General features: G+C 62.1%; 21 protein-coding genes, 1 tRNA gene and 1 riboswitch. Of the genes, 11 read left to right on the top strand and 11 right to left on the bottom strand.

What is annotated here, in order from left to right:
- Positions 1-232 precede the first annotated feature (232 nt).
- Positions 233-1,060, top strand: coding sequence for a hypothetical protein (locus ACFVHU_RS09135; RefSeq protein ID WP_388024002.1), 828 nt, complete (start codon positions 233-235; stop codon positions 1,058-1,060).
- 162 nt (positions 1,061-1,222) lie between these two features.
- Here ACFVHU_RS09135 and ACFVHU_RS09140 read toward each other — a convergent pair.
- The 4 genes from ACFVHU_RS09140 to dusB all read right to left on the bottom strand — a co-directional run bounded on the left by ACFVHU_RS09140 (position 1,223) and on the right by dusB (position 5,784).
- Positions 1,223-1,295: transfer RNA gene (locus tag ACFVHU_RS09140), tRNA-Asn, on the bottom strand.
- Between the two features lie 53 nt (positions 1,296-1,348).
- The gene (dnaG, locus tag ACFVHU_RS09145; protein WP_388024004.1) at positions 1,349-3,229 is read right to left on the bottom strand and encodes a DNA primase; all 1,881 of its coding nucleotides are present in this window, start codon (positions 3,227-3,229) and stop codon (positions 1,349-1,351) included.
- Between the two features lie 9 nt (positions 3,230-3,238).
- A complete protein-coding gene (locus tag ACFVHU_RS09150) occupies positions 3,239-4,522 on the bottom strand; it encodes a deoxyguanosinetriphosphate triphosphohydrolase (RefSeq protein ID WP_105657212.1) in 1,284 nt (427 codons plus the stop codon).
- 77 nt (positions 4,523-4,599) lie between these two features.
- Positions 4,600-5,784 (bottom strand): tRNA dihydrouridine synthase DusB, encoded by a 1,185-nt coding sequence (dusB, locus tag ACFVHU_RS09155; RefSeq protein WP_388024006.1) that lies wholly within the window; start codon positions 5,782-5,784, stop codon positions 4,600-4,602.
- 103 nt (positions 5,785-5,887) lie between these two features.
- On the opposite strand from dusB, the gene ACFVHU_RS09160 reads away from it, so the two are divergent.
- From ACFVHU_RS09160 to ACFVHU_RS09185, 6 genes are all read left to right on the top strand, one after another.
- The gene (locus tag ACFVHU_RS09160; RefSeq protein ID WP_388024008.1) at positions 5,888-6,352 is read left to right on the top strand and encodes a hypothetical protein; all 465 of its coding nucleotides are present in this window, start codon (positions 5,888-5,890) and stop codon (positions 6,350-6,352) included.
- Positions 6,352-7,998, top strand: a complete 1,647-nt coding sequence (locus ACFVHU_RS09165) for a DUF5671 domain-containing protein (RefSeq protein ID WP_388024009.1) — start codon at positions 6,352-6,354, stop codon at positions 7,996-7,998. Before ACFVHU_RS09160 ends, ACFVHU_RS09165 begins: the two co-directional genes overlap by 1 nt.
- A gap of 135 nt (positions 7,999-8,133) precedes the next feature.
- Entirely contained in the window at positions 8,134-9,210 is a 1,077-nt protein-coding gene (locus ACFVHU_RS09170; protein ID WP_332595106.1) for an iron chelate uptake ABC transporter family permease subunit, read from the top strand.
- Positions 9,207-10,253: a FecCD family ABC transporter permease gene (locus ACFVHU_RS09175; protein WP_388024010.1), complete on the top strand. Its 1,047-nt coding sequence runs from the start codon at positions 9,207-9,209 to the stop codon at positions 10,251-10,253. Before ACFVHU_RS09170 ends, ACFVHU_RS09175 begins: the two co-directional genes overlap by 4 nt.
- Complete coding sequence (locus tag ACFVHU_RS09180) at positions 10,250-11,050, top strand: ABC transporter ATP-binding protein (protein ID WP_105657206.1); 801 nt, start codon at positions 10,250-10,252, stop codon at positions 11,048-11,050. The genes ACFVHU_RS09175 and ACFVHU_RS09180 overlap by 4 nt, the downstream gene beginning before the upstream one ends.
- Before the next feature lie 13 nt (positions 11,051-11,063).
- Complete coding sequence (locus ACFVHU_RS09185; protein ID WP_332502599.1) at positions 11,064-12,032, top strand: ABC transporter substrate-binding protein; 969 nt, start codon at positions 11,064-11,066, stop codon at positions 12,030-12,032.
- A 77-nt stretch (positions 12,033-12,109) separates the two neighbouring features.
- Here the strand turns inward: ACFVHU_RS09185 and chrA are convergent, their stop codons facing one another.
- The 4 genes from chrA to ACFVHU_RS09205 form a co-directional block, all read right to left on the bottom strand.
- Complete coding sequence (chrA, locus tag ACFVHU_RS09190; protein ID WP_388024012.1) at positions 12,110-13,315, bottom strand: chromate efflux transporter; 1,206 nt, start codon at positions 13,313-13,315, stop codon at positions 12,110-12,112.
- A gap of 57 nt (positions 13,316-13,372) precedes the next feature.
- Positions 13,373-14,386 (bottom strand): DMT family transporter, encoded by a 1,014-nt coding sequence (locus ACFVHU_RS09195; RefSeq protein WP_388024014.1) that lies wholly within the window; start codon positions 14,384-14,386, stop codon positions 13,373-13,375.
- A 79-nt stretch (positions 14,387-14,465) separates the two neighbouring features.
- Entirely contained in the window at positions 14,466-15,395 is a 930-nt protein-coding gene (locus ACFVHU_RS09200; RefSeq protein WP_388024015.1) for a GNAT family N-acetyltransferase, read from the bottom strand.
- A 6-nt stretch (positions 15,396-15,401) separates the two neighbouring features.
- Positions 15,402-16,787, bottom strand: coding sequence for a glycine--tRNA ligase (locus ACFVHU_RS09205; protein WP_388024016.1), 1,386 nt, complete (start codon positions 16,785-16,787; stop codon positions 15,402-15,404).
- 180 nt (positions 16,788-16,967) lie between these two features.
- On the opposite strand from ACFVHU_RS09205, the gene ACFVHU_RS09210 reads away from it, so the two are divergent.
- Positions 16,968-17,198 carry an RNA-binding S4 domain-containing protein gene (locus tag ACFVHU_RS09210; protein ID WP_181148825.1) on the top strand — a complete coding sequence of 77 codons (231 nt, stop codon included), beginning with the start codon at positions 16,968-16,970 and terminating at the stop codon, positions 17,196-17,198.
- Here ACFVHU_RS09210 and ACFVHU_RS09215 read toward each other — a convergent pair whose 3' ends face one another.
- A complete protein-coding gene (locus tag ACFVHU_RS09215; RefSeq protein WP_388024018.1) occupies positions 17,199-17,849 on the bottom strand; it encodes an alpha/beta hydrolase in 651 nt (216 codons plus the stop codon).
- A 701-nt stretch (positions 17,850-18,550) separates the two neighbouring features.
- On the opposite strand from ACFVHU_RS09215, the gene ACFVHU_RS09220 reads away from it, so the two are divergent.
- Together ACFVHU_RS09220 and ACFVHU_RS09225 are read left to right on the top strand one after the other, a co-directional pair.
- Complete coding sequence (locus ACFVHU_RS09220) at positions 18,551-18,604, top strand: hypothetical protein (RefSeq protein WP_388024192.1); 54 nt, start codon at positions 18,551-18,553, stop codon at positions 18,602-18,604.
- 29 nt (positions 18,605-18,633) lie between these two features.
- Positions 18,634-19,530: an SGNH/GDSL hydrolase family protein gene (locus ACFVHU_RS09225; protein ID WP_388024020.1), complete on the top strand. Its 897-nt coding sequence runs from the start codon at positions 18,634-18,636 to the stop codon at positions 19,528-19,530.
- An 82-nt stretch (positions 19,531-19,612) separates the two neighbouring features.
- Here the strand turns inward: ACFVHU_RS09225 and ACFVHU_RS09230 are convergent, their stop codons facing one another.
- The gene (locus ACFVHU_RS09230; protein ID WP_388024022.1) at positions 19,613-20,758 is read right to left on the bottom strand and encodes a homoserine O-acetyltransferase; all 1,146 of its coding nucleotides are present in this window, start codon (positions 20,756-20,758) and stop codon (positions 19,613-19,615) included.
- A gap of 2 nt (positions 20,759-20,760) precedes the next feature.
- Positions 20,761-22,104: a bifunctional o-acetylhomoserine/o-acetylserine sulfhydrylase gene (locus tag ACFVHU_RS09235; RefSeq protein WP_388024024.1), complete on the bottom strand. Its 1,344-nt coding sequence runs from the start codon at positions 22,102-22,104 to the stop codon at positions 20,761-20,763.
- 91 nt (positions 22,105-22,195) lie between these two features.
- Positions 22,196-22,315, bottom strand: a riboswitch (SAM riboswitch).
- 172 nt (positions 22,316-22,487) lie between these two features.
- On the opposite strand from ACFVHU_RS09235, the gene ACFVHU_RS09240 reads away from it, so the two are divergent.
- Positions 22,488-23,132: a VOC family protein gene (locus tag ACFVHU_RS09240; RefSeq protein WP_332498748.1), complete on the top strand. Its 645-nt coding sequence runs from the start codon at positions 22,488-22,490 to the stop codon at positions 23,130-23,132.
- The last annotated feature ends 7 nt before the right edge of the window (positions 23,133-23,139 follow it).

Here is a 23,139-nt window from a genome sequence, read left to right on the forward strand (position 1 = left end):
AATCATGCCAGTGCCTACCGACAATTTAGCTTGCCCCGGATTCGGCTCCAGCCGAGCTGCCCAAGGCAGCTGCAGTTTCCGGAAGCCAAGTGCGGGCGATTGACGTGCACCATTCAGGTGTTCCAGCAGGTGCATCTGGCCCGCGGACCGATGCCTGCGATTCTCCCGGGAATTTGCCTGCGCTAGGCGGGCCCGTTGGCAAAACCTGGGTGATTCATTACAGAATGCACTTATGGCCACTTCCCTTGAACACTCCCCGGGCCGCAGTACATTGCGCTATGTGCGCCTCATGCTGCTCGCGGTGCCCCTGCTCCTTGTCGTTGCCATCGTCATCTATGGCATTGCCAACCAGCGCATTGAAGACTCCCTGAGTTCCTATTACCTGGGTCCAGCACGGGACTTGTTCGTTGCGATGCTGGTGACTACCGGGGTACTGCTGGTGGTTTACACCGGAGACGAGCTGGAGGACTATGCACTGAATTTGGCCGGCTTCTACGCCATGTTCGTCGCCTTGGTTCCCACCAAGCTGGGTGAAACGCTGGCGCAGCTGCACCTGGGCGAGCAGAGGCGGCTCATCTTCTCCGTGCAGGTATCGGTTATTGCGGTTCTCGTCGTCAGCTCGGTATTCATCTGGCTGGGAATCAGGACCAGCCGCGCTCCGCACCGCGCGCTGTTCCACAGCACCGCGACCAAAGCGCTCGGTTTGCTGAGCACCCTGCTCCTGGTCGGCTTTGTCCTGCTGCTGCTGTGGCGGACCGTTGAAGGCAAGCAGTTCGCCGGCGTGCATGCCAGCGCTGCATTCCTGCTGATCTTCTCCATGGGCATCGCCATCGCCAGCCACCTGGACCACAAGCCGCTGTGCGCGATGGACACCAGCGGAGGCAAGAAGCTGCACTACGCAATCATCCTGGTGCTGATGCTCATCGGATTGATTGCCTGGCCGATCCTGCTGGCCGCGGGCATCCAGGAGGCCCTATTCATTGTCGAATGGTTCGAGATCAGCCTTTTCTCGTATTTCTGGTATCTGGAATCCCGGCGCTTGTGGAACCCGGCTGCCTGAGTCCGCTAGGCAAAATACCCGCCGCTGGTCCGGCAACTGGCCCCTGCTACCCAACTCGGCTTTTTCCTGGCGAGGCTAGTCAGGGCTAGGTGCCAGAATTCCGGTTTCAGGCGAAAATAAAAAGTTCCGACTCGCGAATGCGAGCCGGAACCTTCTTGTAAGCTCCTCCAACTGGACTTGAACCAGTAACCCTTCGATTAACAGTCGAATGCTCTGCCAATTGAGCTATGGAGGATTGCAACGAGATATAACTTTACCCAAGATTCCCGCGAATGCAAAATCGGGATCCTAGGTTCCGCGAAGGATCCTCCGGCGCATCTCCAGTTCCATCAGTTCCCGGTTGATCTGGGCATATTCTTCGCCTTCGGGTGCCATTTCAGCACGCTGCAAGCGGCCGATCAACTCGGCCTTGCGGTGTGTGATTTGAAGCTCAATCAAGCCGTTGATGATGTCGGCGCAGTAGCGGTTCAGGCTATGTTCGTCAGATGCCGGAATGCTGGTCACTGCGAGTTCTGAAACGAAGCTGCGCAACTGCTCGGGGACTTCGTCGCGAATGACTTCAACCCAGGAGGTCGCCGACGCGCCTGCGCTGGACGCGGCAACGACGCCATCGTGGACAGCAGAGTGCGCCGGGGCCAGGAAGCGAGCCTCGTAGAACGCCTGCCATTGCTCGTCCTTCAACCGCTGCGGCTGCTGGATCACCACTTCCAGGGCCTGTCGTTCAAGGCGCATCACCGGGTCGCGGTGATCCGGGCGTTCAAAGGCCGCCGCCGGGATTGCCTGTTCAGCCTCCCCCGGTTGCGGGTGTGGTGCCTGCAGGTCGGCGTTCTTCGGCAACCGGGCGCGTTTGATGGAGGCGCCCACCGAGCGGTTGACGTCCTCATTATTCATTCCCAGCCAGCCGGCAAGCTCACGGGCATATGCCGGACGAATGGCCGAGTCGCGGATCTGCGCAACGATCGGAGCGGTCTGGCGCAAGGCCTGGACACGTCCTTCAACGGTGTTCAGATTGAATTTCTTCAATTCGGCACGGATGGCGAATTCAAACAGCGGACGCTTGAGCTCGATGAGCTCGCGTACAGCTTCGTCTCCGCGGCGCAAACGCAAGTCGCACGGGTCAGCACCGGTTGGTTCAACACAAACGTAAGTCTGGGCAATAAATCGCTGGTCTTCTTCGAAGGCGCGCAGCGCGGCCTTCTGGCCTGCGGCGTCACCATCGAAGGTGAAGACTACTTCGCCACCGGTGCCGTCATCCTGCAGCAGCCGGCGGGCAATCTTGATGTGGTCCGTGCCGAAAGCGGTACCGCAGGTGGCCACCGCGGTGGTGATGCCAGCCAGATGGCAGGCCATCACGTCGGTGTAGCCTTCCACCACAACGATCTGGCGGCTCTTGGAAATCTGCTTCTTGGCCAGGTCCAGGCCATAGAGGACCTGGGATTTCTTGTAGAGCTGGGTCTCCGGAGTGTTCAGATACTTCGGGCCCTGGTCATCCTCGTAGAGCTTGCGTGCACCGAAGCCGATGGTGGCACCAGACAGGTCGCGGATCGGCCACATGACACGTCCGCGGAATCGGTCATAGATTCCGCGGTTGCCCTCGGAGAACATGCCCGTCAGCTTCAGCTCATCATCAACGAAGCCCTTGGAGCGCAGGTGCTTGAGCAGTGAATCCCAGCCCTTGGGTGCATAGCCCACGGAGAATTGGGCTGTGACTTCCTGGTCAAAACCGCGACCGGCAAGGAACTCGCGGCCGGCGGCTCCTTCCTCGGTAGCCAGCTGCGCGCGGAAGAATTCCTCGGCGACCTTGTGCGCGTCGACCAGGCGCTGGCGCTTGCCGTAGTCTTCGCGGCGCGGTCCCGGTCCCCCGTCTTCATAGCGAAGCTCGTAGTTGATCCGGGCAGCCAGGAGTTCCACAGTTTCGGTGAACGACGAGTGGTCCATTTTCTGGATGAAGGCGATCACGTCGCCGGACTCGCCACAGCCAAAGCAGTGGAAGGTTCCTAGCTGCGGGCGAATATGGAAGGACGGACTGCGTTCGTCGTGAAAAGGGCACAGGCCCTTGAACGAGCCAATGCCCGCGGATTTGAGCGTGACATAGGATTCGACGACCTCACGGAGGTCGGTGCGGTTACGCACCTCGTCGATATCTTCACGCTTGATCAGCCCTGCCATGATTCCCTTCTAGAACAACTTTGCGTCAGGGGCTTCGCCCTTGACCAGATACGAGTGCCATTCGGTGGCTGAGACGTCAGTGAGCGAGGCGACCTGGTCAATCACCACACGCAGCTGGGCCGCTTCATCAGCGGCGTCTTCCCAGTCAGCTGCGAAGATCGGCTCCAGATTATCCCGGCCCGTTTCACAGAGCAGTTCGACCAGCTCGGTCAGCAGCGTGCGCTGATCCAGGTAGAGCGGCTGGCGCACTTCCGAAGCCATCACGTAGCTGGCCGCGATGCCCTTCATCACGGCAATCTCGTGCTCGGTTTCCTCGGGCACAATCAGGTTCGCGTTATAGCGGGTGAGCTTGCCTTCCCCGAAGCGTGCCCGGGTGGCATCCATTGCCGCGGCAGCGAAGCGGCCAATGAATTGGCTGGTCATGTCCTTCAGCGCCGCCATGGAACGCCGTGAGCCGTCAAAATGCGAAACCCACTCATCGCTGATTTCCAGGCGGCGCAACGCCGCATCGATGTCGGCCTCCCCAGTGGTCGGCAAGTACCAGTCCTTGGTCACCTGCAACGCACGCTCGCGCTGCAGATCCTGCTTGAGCCAACGCAGCTGCAGCTTGCCGCCGACAATTGCGTCTTCCACGTCATGAACCGAGTAGGAAATGTCATCAGCCAAGTCCATGACCTGGCCTTCCATGCAGACTGCTCCGGCGGTGGCTTCCGGGACGTTGCGCAACCAGTTGAAGACGGTGGCGTCATCCTCGTAGACACCGAACTTCTTGGTTTTCTTGCCGTTGACCTCTGGCGCATCGGTTTTCAGCCACGGGTACTTGCACGCTGCATCCAGCGACGCCCGCGAAAGATTCAACCCGGCCGAATGCCCGTTGTGCCGGAAAGTCTTGGTTTCCAAGCGAGTGAGCAAACGCAAGGTCTGGGCATTGCCCTCGAATCCGCCAATGTCCTTGGCTGCCTTGTCCAGCGCCTTCTCGCCGTTGTGGCCAAAGGGCGGATGACCCAGGTCGTGCGCCAAGCAGGCGGTGTCGACAACATCCGGATCGCAGCCAAGGGCCGCACCGAGCTCGCGGCCCACCTGGGCCACTTCCAATGAGTGGGTGAGCCGGTTGCGCACGAAGTCATTCTGGTTTGGTGCCACTACCTGGGTCTTGGCGCTCAAACGGCGCAAGGCGGAGGAATGCAGCACGCGGGCACGGTCCCGCTCAAAGGCAGTACGGTAGGACTTCTTCGCTGGTTCAGGCACCCACCGCTGCTGGTCGGCTTCGGTATATCCGGGGATCTGAGTCATAGTTCCTAGTCTAGTAACTCTTTGCCGGCATTGAGGAGTTATCCACTAGTGGCGTAGCCGTGGCTATCCCGGGGTGGCTAGCCGCCGGAGATATCCAGCTCGGCGGCCTTGATCATTTCGCGGTGGGCATCGCTCATCACGCGGTTATCCAGCCAGCCGTCGGGGACGTGCGTCTTCTTCGGGTGGCCCGCACGTCCGCGGGTGCCTTCTGCGGCAACCCCCGGGTACGGCAGGTCCAGATCCAGCTGGTCCAGCAGTTCGCGCAGCACTGCCAGGGATGGCACCTGGGCCAGCTGCGAGCGGATTTCGCCGCCTACCGGGTAGCCCTTGAAGTACCAGGCAATGTGCTTGCGGATATCGCGCATGCCCTTGCCCTCGTCCTCGAAGAATTCGGCCAGCAGTTCGCCATGGCGGTATACGGTGTCGGCGACCATGCGCACGCCCGGGCGGAAACGGTCTTCACGGCCCTCGAAGGCCGCCTGCAGGTCGCCGAAAATCCATGGCCGGCCCTGGCAGCCACGGCCTACCATGACGCCGGCGGCACCGGTCTGCTCAACCATTTCAATGGCATCCTCGGCACTGAAGATATCGCCGTTGCCCAGCACCGGCATGTCATCCATGGCTTCGCGCAAGGTCGTGATCGCGTCCCAGTCGGAGTGCCCCGCGTAGTACTGGCCGGCGGTGCGCGCGTGCAAGGTGACTGCGGCCGCACCGTGGTCCCGGGCAATTTTCGCTGATTCCAGGTAGGTCAGGTGGTCCTTGTCGATGCCGATGCGCATCTTCACGGTCAGCGGGATATCGCCCTTGGCGGCCTCTGAGGTCGCGGCTTCGATGATGGAGGTGTAGAGATCCGACTTCCAGGGCAGGGCCGAGCCGCCGCCCTTGCGGGTGACCTTTGGAACTGGGCAGCCGAAGTTCAGGTCAACGTGGTCCGCCAGGTTTTCGTCAACCACCATGCGCACGGCAGCGCGCACGGTGCCGGGGTCCACGCCGTAGATCTGGATGGAGCGGATCTCCTCGTCGGGATCGTGGGAGATGATGCGCAAGGATTCGGGGTTGCGTTCCACCAGTGCCCGGGCGGTCACCATTTCGGTCACGTACAGCCCGCCGCCATATTCGCGGCAGAGGCGGCGGAAGGCGCGGTTGGTCACCCCAGCCATCGGAGCAAGAACCACCGGGGTATCAATGGTCAGCTTGCCCAGCTGCAATGGAGGCAGCTTGAGGGTCGGGGTGTTGGTTGGCGCATCAGTCAGGGTCGTCACCCATCCATTATCCCGCACGAACGCAAAACAGTAACTGAGATCTTCATCAAATCTTGATGCCGAGGCGCTGGATTATTGTCCTGATGTGGACCAAAATGATGCAATGACAAGTAAATTTTCGGCGGCGCGGGTGGTTCTGCTGGCCCTTGCCGCCGCCATTGTGGCTTTGGTTATAGCCGCATTGCTCGTGGTTTCGCTGCGTTCGGCACCAGAGGTCCACGGGGAGAACACTCCGGAAGGGGTCGTGCAAAGATATCTGATGGCTTTCGAGGCCGAGGATTTGCCGGCCATGCAGGGCTACACTGTTGAAGGCCAATCCAGGACGCTGTGCTCTCCCGAACCCTATGCCCCGCAGCCGCTTGATGTGCAGCTGCTGCGCAGCACCGTCGGGGAGTCCAGCGCTACCGTGCGCACCAGGTTCAATACCCGCGACGCCCAATTCCTGCCCTTGGGGAATCTGTCCTCATATGAAGAGGCGTTCGAGCTGCGCAAGATCGATGGAGCCTGGCTGATTGACCGCATGCCGTGGCAGGTCGGCCTGTGCACCGCCGAGGAGTTGGGTTACTGATGGCCGCAACCGCCCCGGCGTTCCACGTGCAAAGCAGCAGCGTGCTGCGTCCAGTGATCCTCCACGGCTTGCTGTTCGTGCTGTTGATGGTCTCGGCTACGGGCTTGTCTACGCTCTTTACCGCGCTCTTCCATGGTTTCGATTCCTTGCTGGTCAGCACCGAGCAGCTGGCGATGGCCTTCACCTTCACCCTGGTTGGAATCCCCTTGGCCTGGCTGTTGTGGCGTTCCATCCGCAAGCGCTTGGCCCGGCCGTCGGCCTTCGACTCAGCCATCTGGTCCTTGCAGGCCTCGGCCGCGTACCTTGCCACCCTGGCTGCCAGCAGCTGCGCCGCGCTGGCGTTCCTGGCGGGACTTGTTTCCGCAGCCCGCGACGGTGCATGGCAGTCGACGCTGGCGGTGGCCTTGGGCTGGGGCACGGTGTGCGCCTGGCAGCACCGCCAAATCACTTCACCGCGTACTGCACCGCGGCAATTCGCCCAGCTGGCGGCCAGCGTGGGAAATTACTTCAGCATGGTGCTCTTCGCGCTTTCGCTGATTGCCACGCTGACGGTCGCGTTGGAAATCCTGGTCGTGCCGGAAAACACGCTGGTGGGCCCCACCGGCATGCCGAATCTGCTGATGGCGCTGGTCTGGCTGGCAGGTTCCTCGGCCCTGTGGTTCTGGCATTGGAAACTGCGCAGAGTCCAGAAGATGTCCAATCTCCTGAACAGCGTCCTGCTGGTTGTATTGGGCCTGGCCGCACCGGCGTTGGCGTTCCTGCTGGCGATCGCCGAGCTGGTTTCCTGGGTGTGGCCGCAGGCATGGACGGCGCAGGAACGCACCGAGCTGTTCCTCGACGGCGGTCCAAGCCTGCTGGCCATCATTGTGGCGGCCGCGGTTCTCTGGATTTACCACCAGTCCCAGCTGCGTTCCGGGCTGCACCCTGCCGCCGTGGTTGGCGCAGCGCACCTGGCGCTGAGCGGTGTCAGCCTGGCCGTGCTGGCTACCGGGCTGGGCATGGTGGTCAATGCGCTCTTCGCAGCACTCGGGTCCAGCGTCTCGGTGGGCTACTCCGCGGGTTTGCTGGGCCATGGTCTCGGCTTGCTCGCCTTCGGAGCCGCCGCATGGCTTTGGTACTTCAAGCCCTGGAAGCCCTTCCCGGCAGACTCGCGCAGCGCCTATTTGGTCCTGTTCTTCGGAGCCAGTTCCGTCGTCGCGCTGGTTTCCCTGCTGGTCTTCGGGTACCGGATTTTCGAGTTCTACCTGGAACCCGATTCTCGTCTTGATTCCCTCCTGGACACCGTTCGCGGCCCGCTGGGCTGGCTGGTTGCGACCGCTGCCGTGGCCGGCTACCACTTTGCGCTGTGGCGTTCGGATAAGGATTCCAGAGCCGGTTCTTCTGGAAAATCCATTGCCTCTCAGGGGGCGATAACACGTCGAGGAGTGGTAATCGTTGGCCCGGCGGCTTCCGAGCCGATGGCGGCTCAGCTCAAAGCGCGCCCGGAGCTAGCGGTGACGTGGATGGCTTCGTCCGGCCCTGCATTGGACGACCGGACCGAGGTGTCGGTGCTGGCGCGCATCGAGGAATACCTGGCAACTCATCATGATTCCTTCATGGTTCTTGCCGAAGCTGACGGGTCGGTGCGTTTTATCAATCTCGCCTAGTCGGAACGCATTCAGCACCAATTTGTAAATAGGTGCGTCTATTGTGACTTATTTTGCCCTAAACTAAAAACATCATGGTAGTGTGACTTTTTGTGCTCGCGATTCAGTGAGTGTTCCCTAATTACGGAAAGTCGCATGACCCTCCTTGCGCCGCATCAGCCCGCCAACAAGTCCGATCAAGCCAAAGCCGCCCATGGATCAGCAGGATTGGCCGCCAGCAATGCTTGGAAGTCAGCGGCGTTGGCCCTCTGCCTCGGCTTGCTCGCAGTCGCCCTCTTCGCGTCTTTGGGCATTGGAGCAAAGGCGATTGCGCCGCTGGCTGCCGGGCAGGCGCTATGGGGAATTGGCACACCCGAAACACTGGTGATCATCAACGAGCTGCGCCTGCCGCGCACCGCGATTGGGCTCCTGGCAGGAATGTCCCTGGCTGTTGGCGGCGCATTGATTCAGGCACTGACCCGCAATCCGCTGGCAGATCCCGGTATCCTCGGGGTCAATGCGGGCGCCGGATTCGCCGTCGTGCTCGCTGTGGCGTTCCTCGGCATCACCCACATTTCCCAGTACATCTGGTTCGCCTTCGCCGGAGCCGTGCTGGCCACCCTCGCGGTATACCTCATTGGATCGCGTGGCCGCGGTGGAGCGACACCGGCCAGGCTGACCTTGTCCGGCGTCGCACTGGGCGCCGTGCTGGGAGGAATTTCCAACGGGATGACCCTGCTCAACCCCGAGGCTTTTGACCGCATGCGCTATTGGGGCGCGGGAACCTTGAACAACCGCACCCTGCCCATGGTGGGCGTCATCGCCCCTTTCGTTATCCTGGGGCTGGTCTTGGCGGTGCTGTGCACCCGCTCGCTGAACACATTGGCCTTGGGCGATGAGGCCAGCCTCGCGCTGGGTACCAATATCGGCCTGACCCGCGCAGTGGTGATTGTGGCGGTCACCCTGCTCTGCGGCGCAGCGACCGCCGCCGCCGGCCCGATCGGCTTCGTGGGCTTGATGATCCCGCATATCAGCCGTTGGATCGTCGGACCGGATCAGCGATGGATCCTGTGTTTCTCGATGATCCTCGGCCCGGTGCTGTTGCTCGTTTCCGATGTGCTTGGCCGCATCGTTGTCCCGCCCGGCGAAATGCAGGTGGGGGTCGTCACGGCCTTGCTTGGCGCTCCGGTGCTGATTTGGCTGGTTCGGCGCAAGCGGGCTAGCGGACTATGAGTGCTGTGGATTTCGGCCCGGGCCACCGGGTACTGCGCATTGGACGCATCTGGTTGCGCGTGCAACCACGTCAGCTGCTTCTCGCCGCACTGCTCTCGGTATTGGCGGCCGCCCTGGGCCTCTACGCGTTGGCCACTGGCGACTACACGCTGGGCTTGGGCGAAGTGCTCAATACCCTGGCTGGAGCCGGGGAGGCCAGCAGCCAGCGGGTGGTGCTGCAATGGCGGCTGCCCCGCGTTCTGATGGCACTGCTATTGGGCGCAGCGCTAGGCGCCAGCGGGGCAATTTTCCAATCCATGACCCGCAATCCCCTGGGTTCTCCAGACATTATCGGATTCAATACCGGTGCCTATACCGGTGCGCTGGCCGTCATGCTGGTCTTCGGCGGCGGGTATTTCCAGGTGGCACTCGGTGCATTGGCTGGTGGCTTGGCCACCGCGGCCGTGGTGTATGCCTTGTCCTTTAAGAACGGCTCTGAGGGATTCCGGCTGATCATCGTCGGGATCGCGGTCAGCGCGATCCTCGCTTCGGCCAACACCTGGCTGATCTTGCGCAGCGAGCTGGAGGACGCCATGACCGCGGCCATCTGGGGTGCCGGCTCGCTGAATGCCATCGGCTGGGACCAGGCCATACCGGCCGCAGCGGTCGCGTTGCCTCTCGCGCTGGGCGCCATGGCCTGCACGCGCAGGATGCGCCTGCTGGAATTGGGCGATGACGCTGCTGTGGCGCTGGGCATCAACACCGAATCCAGCAAGCTGTCCTTGCTGGTGATCGGGGTGGCGTTGACTGCCCTGGCCACCGCGGCGGCAGGCCCCATCGCCTTCATCTCGCTAGCTGCTCCGCAAATCGCCCGCCGGATCATGGGCAGCGCAGGCGTGTCGTTGGCTTACTCGGCATTGCTCGGCGCCGTGCTGCTGCTGGCCAGCGATGTGCTGGCCCAGCGCGTTTTGGAGAACACTTCCCTGCCGGTTGGCGTAGTCACCGTCAGCATCGGCGGGGTCTACCTGATCTGGCTACTACTTCGTGAGGCACGACGCCAATGAGCATGACCCATCCGCAGCTATCCGCCGACCGGCTCACCTTGGGCTACGGGCCATCGGCCATCTCCGAAAACCTCTCGCTATCCATCCCCCCGGGCTCGTTTACGGTCGTCATTGGGCCCAACGCCTGCGGCAAATCGACCTTGCTGCGCGCCCTGTCCAGGGTGCTGAAGCCTTCCTCCGGCCAGGTCATCCTGGATGGCAAACCGATCCTGTCCCTGCCAGCCAAGCAGGTGGCCCAGCGGCTGGGGCTGCTGCCGCAGTCCTCCATCGCCCCGGATGGCATCACCGTTGCGGATCTGATCGCCCGCGGCCGCAGCCCGCACCAAGGCTTGTTCTCCCAATGGTCTGCCGCGGACGAGCAAGCAGTGCTCAGCGCCATGCACGCCACAGGCACCACCGGGCTCTCCCGGCGGCTGGTCGACGAACTATCCGGCGGGCAACGCCAACGCGTCTGGATCGCCATGGTACTGGCCCAGCAGACTCCTTTGCTGCTGCTCGATGAACCGACCACCTTCTTGGACATCTCCCACCAGATCGAAATCATGGAACTGTGCCGCAGGCTCAACGAGCAACAGGGCAATACGGTGGTTGCGGTGCTCCATGACTTGAACCAAGCGTGCCGCTACGCCACGCACCTGATCGCGATGAAATCCGGTGAGATCGTCGCCGCAGGACCTCCCTCGCAGATTGTCACCGAGGAACTGATCCGCGAGGTTTTCGCCTTGCCCTGCACCATCATCCAGGATCCCGTCTCGCACACACCACTCGTGATCCCGCTGGGCCACGAGGCCATCTAAGAAGGAAAAGAACATGCAACCAATGACCCGACGCGTCTTTTTCGGCGCAGCTTCGCTGGCCGCAGCCCTGGCCCTGGCCGCCTGCAGCCCGAGCACCCAGGCCGCTTCCCCTTCAAACGGCGAAGCCAGCGCAGCGTGGAGCTTCACCGATTCCGGCTATGGAAAAACCATCTCCATGGATGCTGCACCGCAAACGCTGGTCACCGATTCCTATTCGGCTGCGGCACTCTGGGACTACGGCATCCGCCCCTCGGGCGTCTTCGGATACGGTTTGGACGAGTCGGGCAGCCTGGCCCTTGGCAGTGCGGATCCAGCAGAGATGACCATCATCGGCCAGGACGGAGAGTTCAGCCTGGAGAAGTTGCTTGGCCTCGACCCGGATCTGATCGTGGGCTTCGGCAATGCCGAAGGCACGGGCTGGACCTGGTGGGATGACAAGGTCCAGGCAGAGGCCACTGCCACGGCTCCATTCCTGGGCATCAAATTTGGCAACCGGCCTGTTCTGGAGGTCATCGAGGACTATGAATCATTGGCCAAGTCATTGGGTGGGGATATTGCGTCGCAGTCCGCCGCCAAGGCCGACTACCAAGCCAAACTTGAACAGTTGCGTGCCTTGGCCAAGGACCAGCCGTTGCGGATCATCGCGCTCAATGGGTATGACGACCTGTACGTCGGCCAGAAATCACTGGGCCAGCTGGCCCTGCTGGACGAACTCGGATTCGATATTGTCGGCCAGACCGAGGACAGCGGCTGGGCTTCAATGAGCTGGGAGAAGGTTGCCGACTACCCTGCCGATGTGGTGCTGAGCTATTCGGGCACCGCGCAGCAGGTCAAGGACCATCCCGTCTTCGCGTCTTTGCCAGCGGTAGAGGCCAGCCAGGTGGTCGAATGGGATGATAAGCGTCCGTTCACCTACAGCAGCTATGCGCAATGGTTCGACGAGCTGATCGCAGTGCTCAACACAGCCAAGAGCCTGAACTAGGGGCATTGCGCCGAGGTCCGGTACCCCGCGCCACGAGGCGCACCGGGGTGCCGGCCCCAGCAGCTCACCGAGCCTGTCTAAGCCAGCACGCCCAGCAGCACTCCCCCGAGCGCACCGATGGCCACGACAATCCATGGGGCCATCTTCCAGGCGGTCAGCAAAACAAAGCAGAGCAAGGCCAGGACGAAAGCGGGAGCCGAAGTAATCGCCGAGGTGAAGACCGGGTTGTACAGTGCGGCGGCGAGCACCCCGACCACTGCCGCGTTGGCGCCATGCATGATGGCCCTGGCGGCAGACCAGTGGCTCACCCGGTTCCAGAACGGCAGCACGCCGAGCAGCAGCAGGAAGCCCGGAAGGAAAATGGCAAGCAAGGCGATGAGCGCTCCGGCAGCGCCGCCGGGACCCGAGTCGACGAGGACGCCAAGGTACGCGGCGAAGGTGAAGAGCGGTCCGGGCATGGCCTGGGCCGCGCCGTAGCCGGCGAGGAATTCTTGGGAACTGATCAGCCCGGGATCCACAACTGCGCTTTGGAGCAGCGGCAAAACCACGTGCCCGCCGCCAAAGACCAGGGCGCCGGAGCGGTAGAACGCATCGATGAAGCCCAGCAGATCCCAGCCCGTTGCAAGGGCTGCCACCGGCAACCCGAAAAGCAGGATGGCGAACAGCGACAGGCAGCTGATGCCCACGGTCCTTGATACCGGAAACTGCATAGCCGCCGCTGCTCCGGCATCCTTGCCGCGGCACCAGAAATATCCTGCCAATGCGCCGAAGGCAATGGCCAGGACCTGCCCGAAGCTTCCGGCCAAAAGCAGCGCCGATCCGGCAGCGACAACCGCAATGGCGGCACGGGCACGATCCGGAGCCAGGTTCCTTGCCATGCCCAGTACCGCGTGGGCGATGATGGCGACCGCAACGATTTTCAGGCCGGCCAGCAGCCCGGTACCGATGGGACCGCTGAACAGCGAAGCGCCGAAGGCGAAGACCGCCATCACCACCGCAGAGGGCAGGGTGAACGCCAGGAATGCCGCCAGGGCACCGCGCATTCCGGCCCGGTGCAAGCCCAAGCCGAAACCGACCTGGCTGGATGCCGGGCCGGGCAGGAACTGGCTCAATGCGACCAGTTGGGCGTACTGCTGGTCATCGAGCCAGCGGCGGCGATCAACCAGTTCGGTGCGGAAGTATCCCAAGTGGGCGATGGGACCGCCGAAAGAGGTCAAACCGAGCTTCAGGAAGACCTTGAAGACTTCCCTGGCCGAGCCCTGTGCCATGCGCTGTGATTCCATGGATTCCAGCATAAGTCGTGGAGGAAAACTGAAGGTAAACAGCGATAGCGCGCCACGCTAATTGCGTGATGCCACCGGGATCCGGGGGCTGGCGCGCTTCGCGTTCCGCGCTCCGGAGATCGAGGCCAGGCCAACAGCGAGCAGTGTCAGCAAGGTACCCATGACAGTTGCGGCGGTGACGGACGAACCGGGGGCCGGAAAGAAAACGTCCAGGAGCAGCGAGCCCACCAGCTGGCCGCCAACGGCCGCGAGGCTGGTGACCAGCACTCCGAGCCGCTTGACCACCAGGGCGGTGATGCCGACGAACAGGCAACCGAGCAGTCCGCCGATGTAGTACCACCAGGTGCCTGGCAGCGGGTCCAGGCCGATGCCGGCAGGCAACCGCACCAGCATCACCATCGCCAGGACCACGAACCCGACGGCAAAGTTCACCAGGGTCGCCGCCGTGGCGCCGCCATAAGCCACCGCTTGCGCGCCGTTGGCAGCTGCCTGGAAGCCCATGAGCATGCCGACGGCTGCCGAAAGCGCCATTGGCAGGAGCAAGGAGGAAAGGTCCGCGTCGGCTCCGCGCGGGCTGACCGCCCAAACCACGCCGATAATGGTCAGCACCACGCCGAGGATGCGCAAGGCATTGATCTTGCGCGGCGCGGCCCCGCCAAAGCCCACCCGGTCCATGAACATGGAACCGATTGCCTGGCCGGTCACCAGGCAGACGGTGAACAGCGCCACCCCAATGACCGGCACCGCTGCGGCCTGGCTGAAGACAATCAGGGCACCTACCGCCCCGGCCACCAGGTACCAGCGCGGGAAACGGCCTTGGGCCAAGGCGCGCGGCACTTGCGCCACCGAGCCGCGCACCGCGGGAACAAAGATGGCCAGCAGTACCAATGCCGCCAAGCCGACACCGAAGCTGATGGTTGATGCCGCGATGGCGTCCCCCAGTTTCGCGCCCAGCGCCCCGTTGATGCGCGACTGCACGCACAGCAGCAGGCCCGAAGCGATGGCAAGCAGGATGAACAGGATCTTTCCGCCGGAGCGGACCTGCGCGGTCATGGTGGTGCTGGTGGTCAACGGAGTTCTTTCACGAAGTGGAGGCTGGTGCAGAATGGCAAAAACGGGACCCGCCAGGCGGGTCCCGTTCTTGCTGGCATTACTTCGCCGCGTCGCTGGCGAGGATATGCGTCGTGGATATGACGGTGGCCTGGTCAACCACGGCCAACGCATCAATCAGCGAGGAGAGGATGAACATCGACGAGTCGACTTCCAGCTTCACCGGGTACTGGTGGATCAGCATGGCGACCATGTCGCGCACCGCTTCTGCCACTTCGTCATCACTGAAGGCCGGGTTGTGGCCTACCAGCACGTCGGTCGGGGCGTTCTCGCGGGCGGGCACGTAGCTGACCGCGAAAGCCAGCGGAACACCGCCCTCGCGCTTCGGCTTGTCGCGCAGCACCAAGGCGCCCTGCGCGCCGGTGTGCTCGTCGAGCAGCATGCGCTGCGCCGAGCCCACGGTCATCTTGGCTGGATCCCAATCGGTGTGCACCGCGTTGTAGAAATCCATCACCAGCTGGGTCAGCTCGACACTGCCGGTGGACAGGTCCTCGATCACCCGGTCATTGGTATCGAAAACCGGTTCAGCCAGTGCACCCGGCTCCAGGATGACATCGCGCGAGACCTGGATTTCGCCCAGGCCCAGCGACTGGCAGAAGCCAGCCGCCGCGGTCGCAGGATCGCCGGCGGTCACCGTGTAGCGGGCCTTGAGCTCCTGCGCCTGGCCGGCCGGGATCTGCTTGCGCAGCTGCTGAACCAGGGCGGTGCCCACGCCGGACCGGCGCTGCTCGGCGGCTACCTCGACATAGAGCCACAGGCGCTGCGGATGCAGCGAGGAAGCGAACACCACCCCGGCGCCGATAGCCACCTGGTCAACGGTGGCTACCAGCGTGCGGGAGAACGGTGCATCGCTGTTTTCGCGCAGCATGGTGCGATCCTGGTGGGCCTGCGGGGAACGCGGGTCGCCGAAGATCTGCAGCAGCTGGAGGTCGTCCCCGGAGCGCCACAGTCGGAATTCCAGTTCGTTCATCGGGCTCTAGGCTCCGTTCAGGCGCTCGGAAAGGTAAGCAGTGACCTGGTCCAGGGAAACACGTTCCTGGGACATGGTGTCTCGTTCGCGGATGGTCACGGCCTGGTCCTCGAGGGTGTCGAAGTCCACGGTGATGCAGAACGGGGTGCCGATCTCATCCTGGCGGCGGTAGCGGCGGCCAATGGCACCGGCGTCATCGAAGTCGATGTTCCAGCGCTTGCGCAGCTCGGCAGCCAGGTCCTTGGCCTTCGGGGAAAGGTTCTCATTGCGGCTCAGCGGCAGCACCGCGGCCTTGACCGGAGCCAGGCGCGGATCGAGCTTGAGCACGGTGCGCTTGTCCACGCCGCCCTTGGTGTTCGGTGCTTCGTCCTCGGTGTAGGCATCGACCAGGAAAGCCATCATGGAACGGGTCAGGCCGAAGGAAGGCTCGATCACGTAAGGGGTGTAGCGCTCACCGGTGGCCTGGTTGAAGTAGGACAGCTCGGAGCCCGAAGCCTTCGCATGGCTGGACAGGTCGTAGTCGGTGCGGTTGGCAACGCCCATGAGCTCGCCCCACTCCGAACCCTGGAAGCCGAAGCGGTACTCGAAGTCGATGGTGCCGGCCGAGTAGTGCGCGCGCTCGTCTTCTGGCACGTCGAACTGGCGCAGGTTCTCTTCCTTGATGCCCAGATCCAGGAACCATGCCCAGCAATCCTTGACCCACTGGTCGAAGAAGTCGGGGGCATCTTCCGGAGCGGTGAAGAACTCGATTTCCATCTGCTCGAACTCGCGGGTGCGGAAGATGAAGTTGCCCGGGGTGATTTCGTTGCGGAAAGCCTTGCCGATCTGGCCGATGCCGAATGGCGGCTTCTTGCGCGAGGCGGTGAGCACGTTGGCGAAGTTCACGAAGATGCCCTGGGCGGTCTCCGGACGCATGTAGGCCAGGCCGGCTTCGGTATCCACTGGGCCCAGGAAGGTCTTCATCAGGCCGGAGAACATCTGCGGCTCGGTGAACTGGCCCTTGGTGCCGCAGTCAGGGCAGGCGATCTCGCTCATCCCGTCCTTGGCTGCACGGCCCTTCTTGGCCTCGAAAGCCTCGATCAGGTGGTCCTGGCGGTGGCGCTTGTGGCACTGGATGCATTCGACCAGCGGGTCGGTGAAGGTGGCCACGTGGCCCGACGCTTCCCAGACAGCCTTGGGCAAGATGATCGACGAGTCCAGGCCAACCATGTCCTCGCGGCCGCGAACGAAGTTCTGCCACCACTCGCGCTTGATGTTTTCCTTCAGTTCGGTGCCCAGGGGACCGTAATCCCATGCCGAACGGGAACCACCGTAGATTTCACCAGCCTGGAAAACGAATCCTCGACGCTTTGCGAGGGAAATAACCTGGTCTAGCTTGGACTGTGGCGCCATATCAACTCCAATGGGAATTACGAGGCCGCTGGTTGCGGTCCGTAGAAAAATACATACCTTCCAAGGGTATCGTTTCCGCGGCCTGCAGACGAAGCCGAATCAGGTAACGCCGACGTGAACTTCCACGCCTTTGGCCGATTCTAACGATGCAGCGCGCTTATTTAGGGAAGAATGGAAGCCATGAGTGCCAATGAAGCTTTTGACCTAGAAATCCGCGACGAGTCCATCCGCTTGGGCCAGTTGCTCAAGCTTGCCTCCCTGGCCGAGGATGGCATCCACGCCAAGGAAATGATTTCCGACGGAATCGTCACCGTCAACGGAGAGGTGGACACCCGTCGCGGGGCGCAGATCCGCCCCGGCGACGTGGTGTGCGTGAATGGTGAATGCGTGAAGGTCACCGCGCAGCAGTAGTCAGCTTTTCCCCAGGACGACCCTGTTGAGGAACTCGGAAACATCCTGCAGTTCTTCCATGCACACCGAGTGGCCAATCTGCCGGTAGGTTTCGCTGGCCAATTCGGTGTGCCCCGGGACCCATCCCAGGGTGTATTCGATCTTGTCCCGGGTGATCACCGGGTCAGCCAGATCGCGGCCCCAGAACAGCGGCAGCGGCTTTTCTGCCAGCTTCGCGTCGTCGAATATATCCAAGGGCCCGGGATCCACGGCGAAGCCCGAGAGCCCGACGACGGCTTCAATGGAATCGGGCTGGTAGCGTGCCAATGAAGTCGCCATGGCCATGCCCTGGGAGAAACCGAGCAGGGTGATCGAGGAGTGCTGCTTTGCCAGCGGTTCCAGCAATGCCCATAGCGCTTCGACGCTGCGTGCCACCGACTCGATGGAGTAATCGATTTCCTGGGTCAGCGGGAACCAGCTGTACCCCGGGCCTGCTTGGAGCGGTGCGCGCACCGAGAGGTAAGTGAACTCTTCGGGCAGATGCTGCGAGAGCCCCATGAGGTCTTGTTCATTCGAGCCATAGCCGTGCAGGAACACCAGCAGCGGAGTTCCAAGGCGGGATTCGTCGTTACGGGAGATGATGGCCACTGGAGCCTGATCCGGGATAGTCATAGTTCCCCAAGACTATCGAACAGGACGTCGCGGGGAACTACAGCTAGCTCAGCGCTTCCGCGGCCCGATTCCATCAATTCCCCGGCCACCGGCGATGGCAGCGCCCGGGTGCAGCAGAACTTCCCCATAATCACCGTCGAATCTGCTGATGGCGTTGGCCGGCACTATCCTGGAACCTTGGTCTTCCAAGGCCTCGAAATCCAGTTGACATGTTACAAGATTATAAATCTTCAAAAATTGCTTAGCTTTCCAAGTTTTTCGTGTTCAACTGGACCAACGGCCTCACGGCCCTCCGGAACGCCGCTCTCGCCGGACGAGACAGCGACAGCGACAGCGACAGAGTAAGGAATAGGCGCCATGGGCGAAATTGAATACAGCGAAGATATTCCGGGGCAGCTGCAAGAGGATCTCGATAGTTTCGGGTACATCGAACCGGACCCGGGAAGCGCTTCGTCCCTATTCGATAACGTGGACGCCGTATTTTCAGTCGGCACTCCCCTGTTCGCCATGCTCTTTATCGCCGTTGTCGGATTGATCATCTTCGTAGCTGTGCGCAATTACCGCAAAGCTAAGAGCGCCGGTTTTGATCCGCTGACCCTGGAAACCGAACTGTTGGCAAGAGCCGCTAATTCAGCTATGCTGGCGCCGGAAAATCCCTTGAGGACAAGCTTGCCGAACTCGATTCCCTGCACTCGCGAGGAATCATTACCCGCGACGAGTACTTGCAGGCGCGCCGGGACGCTTTGAGCGACTAGCACGGCAGCTCGTGGAATCATCCTCGGGAATGATTGACTATAAGTTACCCTTTGGTAACAATAGATTCGTGCCAAACGATTCTGCTTCTGAACTATCAACATCCGCCAATGCCCCACTGCATCCGTGGCGCCGCTATGTCGCCATTGGGGACTCGTTCACCGAGGGCATAGGCGACCCCGACCCGTCGAGCACCGGCCGCCACCTTGGCTGGGCCGACCGCTTGGCCCATGAGCTCAGCCGCACCGTCCCGGACTTCTCGTATGCCAATCTCGCCATTCGAGGCCGGCTGATTGGCCAGATCGTTGCCGAACAGCTCGATCCCTGCATTGACCTGAAGCCTGATCTGATCTCGCTCTGCGCGGGCGGCAACGATGTCCTGCGCCCGGGCGGGGATCCAGACAAGATTGCAGATATCCTCGACAATGCGGTAGCCAAGCTCACCGATACGGGCGCCACGCTCTTGCTCTTCACCGGGCCCGATATTCGCGATACCCCGGTTTTGGGAAGCATCCGAGGCAAAGTGGCGATCTACAACGAAAATGTGCGCACCGTAGCCGCCCGCCACGACGCCATCGTGGCGGACATGTGGGCCTTGCAGGAGTTGCACCAATCCCAGATGTGGGCACCGGATCGCCTGCACTTCTCCCCTGCCGGGCACCGGCGCATTGCCGCCATGGCACTGGACTCGCTGAACGTCGCGCATCCTCTGGATACCGAAATCGTTCCGGCCGTGGATGAACGCAGCTGGCGGGAAGCCCGCAAGGAGGATCTGCAGTGGGCGCGCGAGCATCTTGCTCCCTGGGTATTGCGCCGCCTGCGCCACCAGTCCTCCGGCGACGGCATCACCCCGAAGCGGCCCTCGGCCACGCCGTTTGCGCAGACCAAGCCAAACGACTCGCTCGGCGCCGGCGACAGCGCCAAGTAGGCATGAAAAGCCTGAAGCAGTTCCACCGATTACTGGCGGAACTGCTTCAGGCTTTGAAATCTTCCCGAGCCCTTTCCGGGGCTCAGTCCCCGAACACCAAGGTCCGGAGCACGCCATCGAGCTGCGTGGCATCGGTCAGGAATCCATCGTGGCCAATCGGCGAATCAATGTAGTGCACCGGTTTTGGCTTGGACAGCGACGAGGCCAGCTTCACTGACTGCTCAGGAAAGTACAACCGGTCAGTGGTTACCGCGGCAACCACCACGTTGACGTTCGCCAATCGCGCCAAGGCGGCTTCCAGGGATTCATGGCCGCGAGCCACATCATGACTCATCAGCGCCTCGGTGAGCACCAGGTAGCTGTTGGCGTCGAAACGATTCACCAGCTTGCTGGCCTGATGGTCAAGGTAGCTTTCCACCTGGTACCGCCCGCGAGGCCCCTCGAGCAGACCCGTTGGCTTCTCGCCATCCTGCGGATTGCGCGAGAAACGGGTTTCAAGCTCGGCCTCGGAACGATAGGTGATGTGGGCCAGGCGGCGAGCCAAGCCAAGACCGGCGTCCGGGCGCGCATCGTTGCCGTAGTAGTCGCCATTGCAGAAGTGCGGATCCAACCGGATGGATTGGGTTTGCACCTGTGCAAAGGCAATTTGCTCGGCAGTCGCCTGCGCGCTCGAGGCCATCACTACGAGGTTCTTGACCTGGTCGGGGAACTCGACGGCGTATTCCAACGCGCGCGCACCGCCCATCGAACCGCCAATGACCGCATGCCAGGAATCAATTCCCAGTTGCTTGGCCAGCCGCGCTTCAAGGCGCACCGAGTCCTTGATGGTGACGAAGGGAAAGCTCGAACCGTAGGGCAGGCCCTGGTCGCCCAAGGACGAGGGGCCGGTGGAACCATTGCAACCACCCACCATGTTGATGGACACGACAAAGTACTCATTGGTGTCAACCGTGGCTCCGGGACCTACGAGCTCTTCCCACCAGCCGGCGCTTTGCGAATCGCCTTGCGCAACGTGGGCGTCACCGGTGAGCGCATGCATCACCAGCACCGCGTTGGAGCCATCAGCTGCTAGCGTCCCCCACGTTTCATAGGCCAGCACCACGTCCGGAAGGAATCCACCGAATTCGAAGTGGTGCTCCCCCACGGACTTACGGCGCAAAATGCCGTCTTGCCCGCCGGCGAGCTCTTCGGCGCGCAGAGTATCTTCAGTAGTCACAATGGATGCCATGCCTAGAGGGTTTCCTGCAGTTCCTTGTTCTCGAGGGCTGCAACAGCTTGGAAGCCCAGTTCCAGATCGGCCAGAATATCCTTGATATTCTCCAGTCCGACGCTCAGCCGCACCAGTCCCGGGCTCACGCCGGCCGCAACCTGCTCCGCTTCGGAGAGCTGGGCATGGGTGGTGGAGGCCGGGTGGATGACCAAGGAGCGCACGTCGCCGATGTTCGCGACATTGGAGTGCAATACCAGTGCGTCCACGAAGGCCTGGCCGGCTTCCGAACCGCCCTCCAGTTCGAACGCGATGATCGAGCCGGCGCCCTGATCGCTGTACTTCTGCGCACGCTCATGCCAAGGCGAGGACTTCAGGCCTGCGTAGGCGACCTTCTGCACTTCCTCGCGGGCTTCGAGCCAATTGGCAACTTCTACGGCATTCTGGCCGTGGCGCTCAATGCGCAGCGACAAGGTTTCCAGGCCCTGCGCGATCAAGAACGCGTTGAACGGCGCAACCGAGGAACCCAAATCGCGCAGCAACTGCACGCGGGCCTTGAGGATGTAGGCCAGATTGGCGCCCAGGATGCCGTTGGCACCCAGGTCGCGGGCGAAGACCAGGCCGTTGTAGGACTCGTCCGGGGTGTTGAAGCCCGGGAAGCGGTGGGCGTCCTTGGCGAAGTCGAAGTTGCCCGAGTCCACGATGACACCGGCAATGGCATTGCCGTGGCCGCCGAGGAACTTGGTGGCCGAATGGATCACGATATCCGCGCCCCACTCGATCGGGCGGATCAGGTACGGGGTGGCCAGGGTGTTGTCCACCAGCAGCGGCACGCCGGCTTCGTGGGCGATCGCCGAGATGCCCTCGATGTCCAGGACGTCCTGTCGCGGATTGGAGATGGTTTCCCCGAAGAAGGCCTTGGTGTTCGGACGCACCGCGGCACGCCAATCATCCAGGTTGTCCGGGTCGGCAACGAAGGTGACCTCGATGCCCAGGCGCTTGAGCGTGTGCTTGAGCAGGTTCTGGGTTCCGCCGTACAGGCTGGGGCTGGCCACCAGGTGGTCGCCGGCTTCGGCCAAATTCAAGATGGCGAAAGTGGTGGCAGCCTGTCCCGAAGAGAGCAGCAGTGCTCCAACGCCGCCCTCCAGGTCAGCGATGCGGGTTTCCACCGCGTCGGTGGTCGGGTTGCCGATACGGGTGTAGATCGGCTCCAGTTCCTGCAGCGCGAAACGTGCAGCAGCGCTCTGGGCGCTGGGGAAGACGAAAGAGGTGGTTTGGAAAATCGGGAGAGCCCGTGCTCCGGTCGTCGGATCCGGGGTCTGGCCGGAGTGGATCTGACGGGTTTCAAATGACCAGTTATTGCTCATGGTTTCCTCCAAATAGCGTTTCATGACTATGGGGGTACGCCACTGAAAAGACACCGACAGGAAGCACCATATCGTGACGACTTCCAGGGGTAACCCGCGCTTGTCCTTGATGCCTTGTGCGTTCAAGGGCCAGGTCTTCACCCGGGGCACCCCACCGCGGTTGGAGGGTTGCCGCCCAGTAAGCCGGGGCTTGTTACTGGGACTCATGACCTGGTACCAGTTTGCCCGAAAACCGAAGATCTTTGCAACGCAAGAGCTGGTGATTGGACTCAATCGGTCATATTTCGCGAATATTGCAGGTTCATCGCAGAGTATTCGATAGCATCCCGGCACTTAGGTGTGCCTAAGTAGAGACTCGCATCACATGTTGCCATGATGGGCACATGATGAGGCTAGATCACGTAAGTTATGCATGCGGCCCAGACGGGCTGTTGCCAACCGCTGAAAGAATCTCCGAGTCCCTTGGACTGGAATTCGTCAAGGGCGGCGTGCATCCACGATTCGGAACACGCAATGTCATCTTCCCGCTCAAGCATGGCCAGTACCTGGAGGTGGTTGAAGTCCTGAACCACCCGGCCAGCGACAAGGCACCCTTCGGACAGGCGGTTCGCGCCCGTTCGGAGCTCGGCGGCGGCTGGATGGGCTGGTGCGTCTCGGTGGAGGATCTATCCAGTGCCGAGGACCGCTTGGGCCGCAAGTCGGTGCCGGGCAACCGGAAGTTCCCTGATGGCCGCGAACTGACCTGGCAGCAGATTGGCATCAAGGGCCTGATCGCCGATCCGCAGTGCCCGTACCTGATTTCCTGGGATGAAGGATCCGAGGAGCTGCATCCGTCGAAGGCGCTGGAACCTGCCGGCGCCATCAGCCAGATCGCCATTGCCGGCTCGCGTGAACGGGTGCTGGATTGGCTGGGCCAGCCGCAGAACGTCAATTTGGGCGCTGTCACCATGCAATATGAAGCGCCGAATGGCACTCCGGGCATCATGTCGGTTACCTTTGAGACCGAGTCCGGCACCGTGGTGCTGTAAACAGTTC

The sequence above is a fragment of the Glutamicibacter sp. NPDC127525 genome (assembly GCF_042672105.1).
GTDB lineage: Bacteria > Actinomycetota > Actinomycetes > Actinomycetales > Micrococcaceae > Glutamicibacter.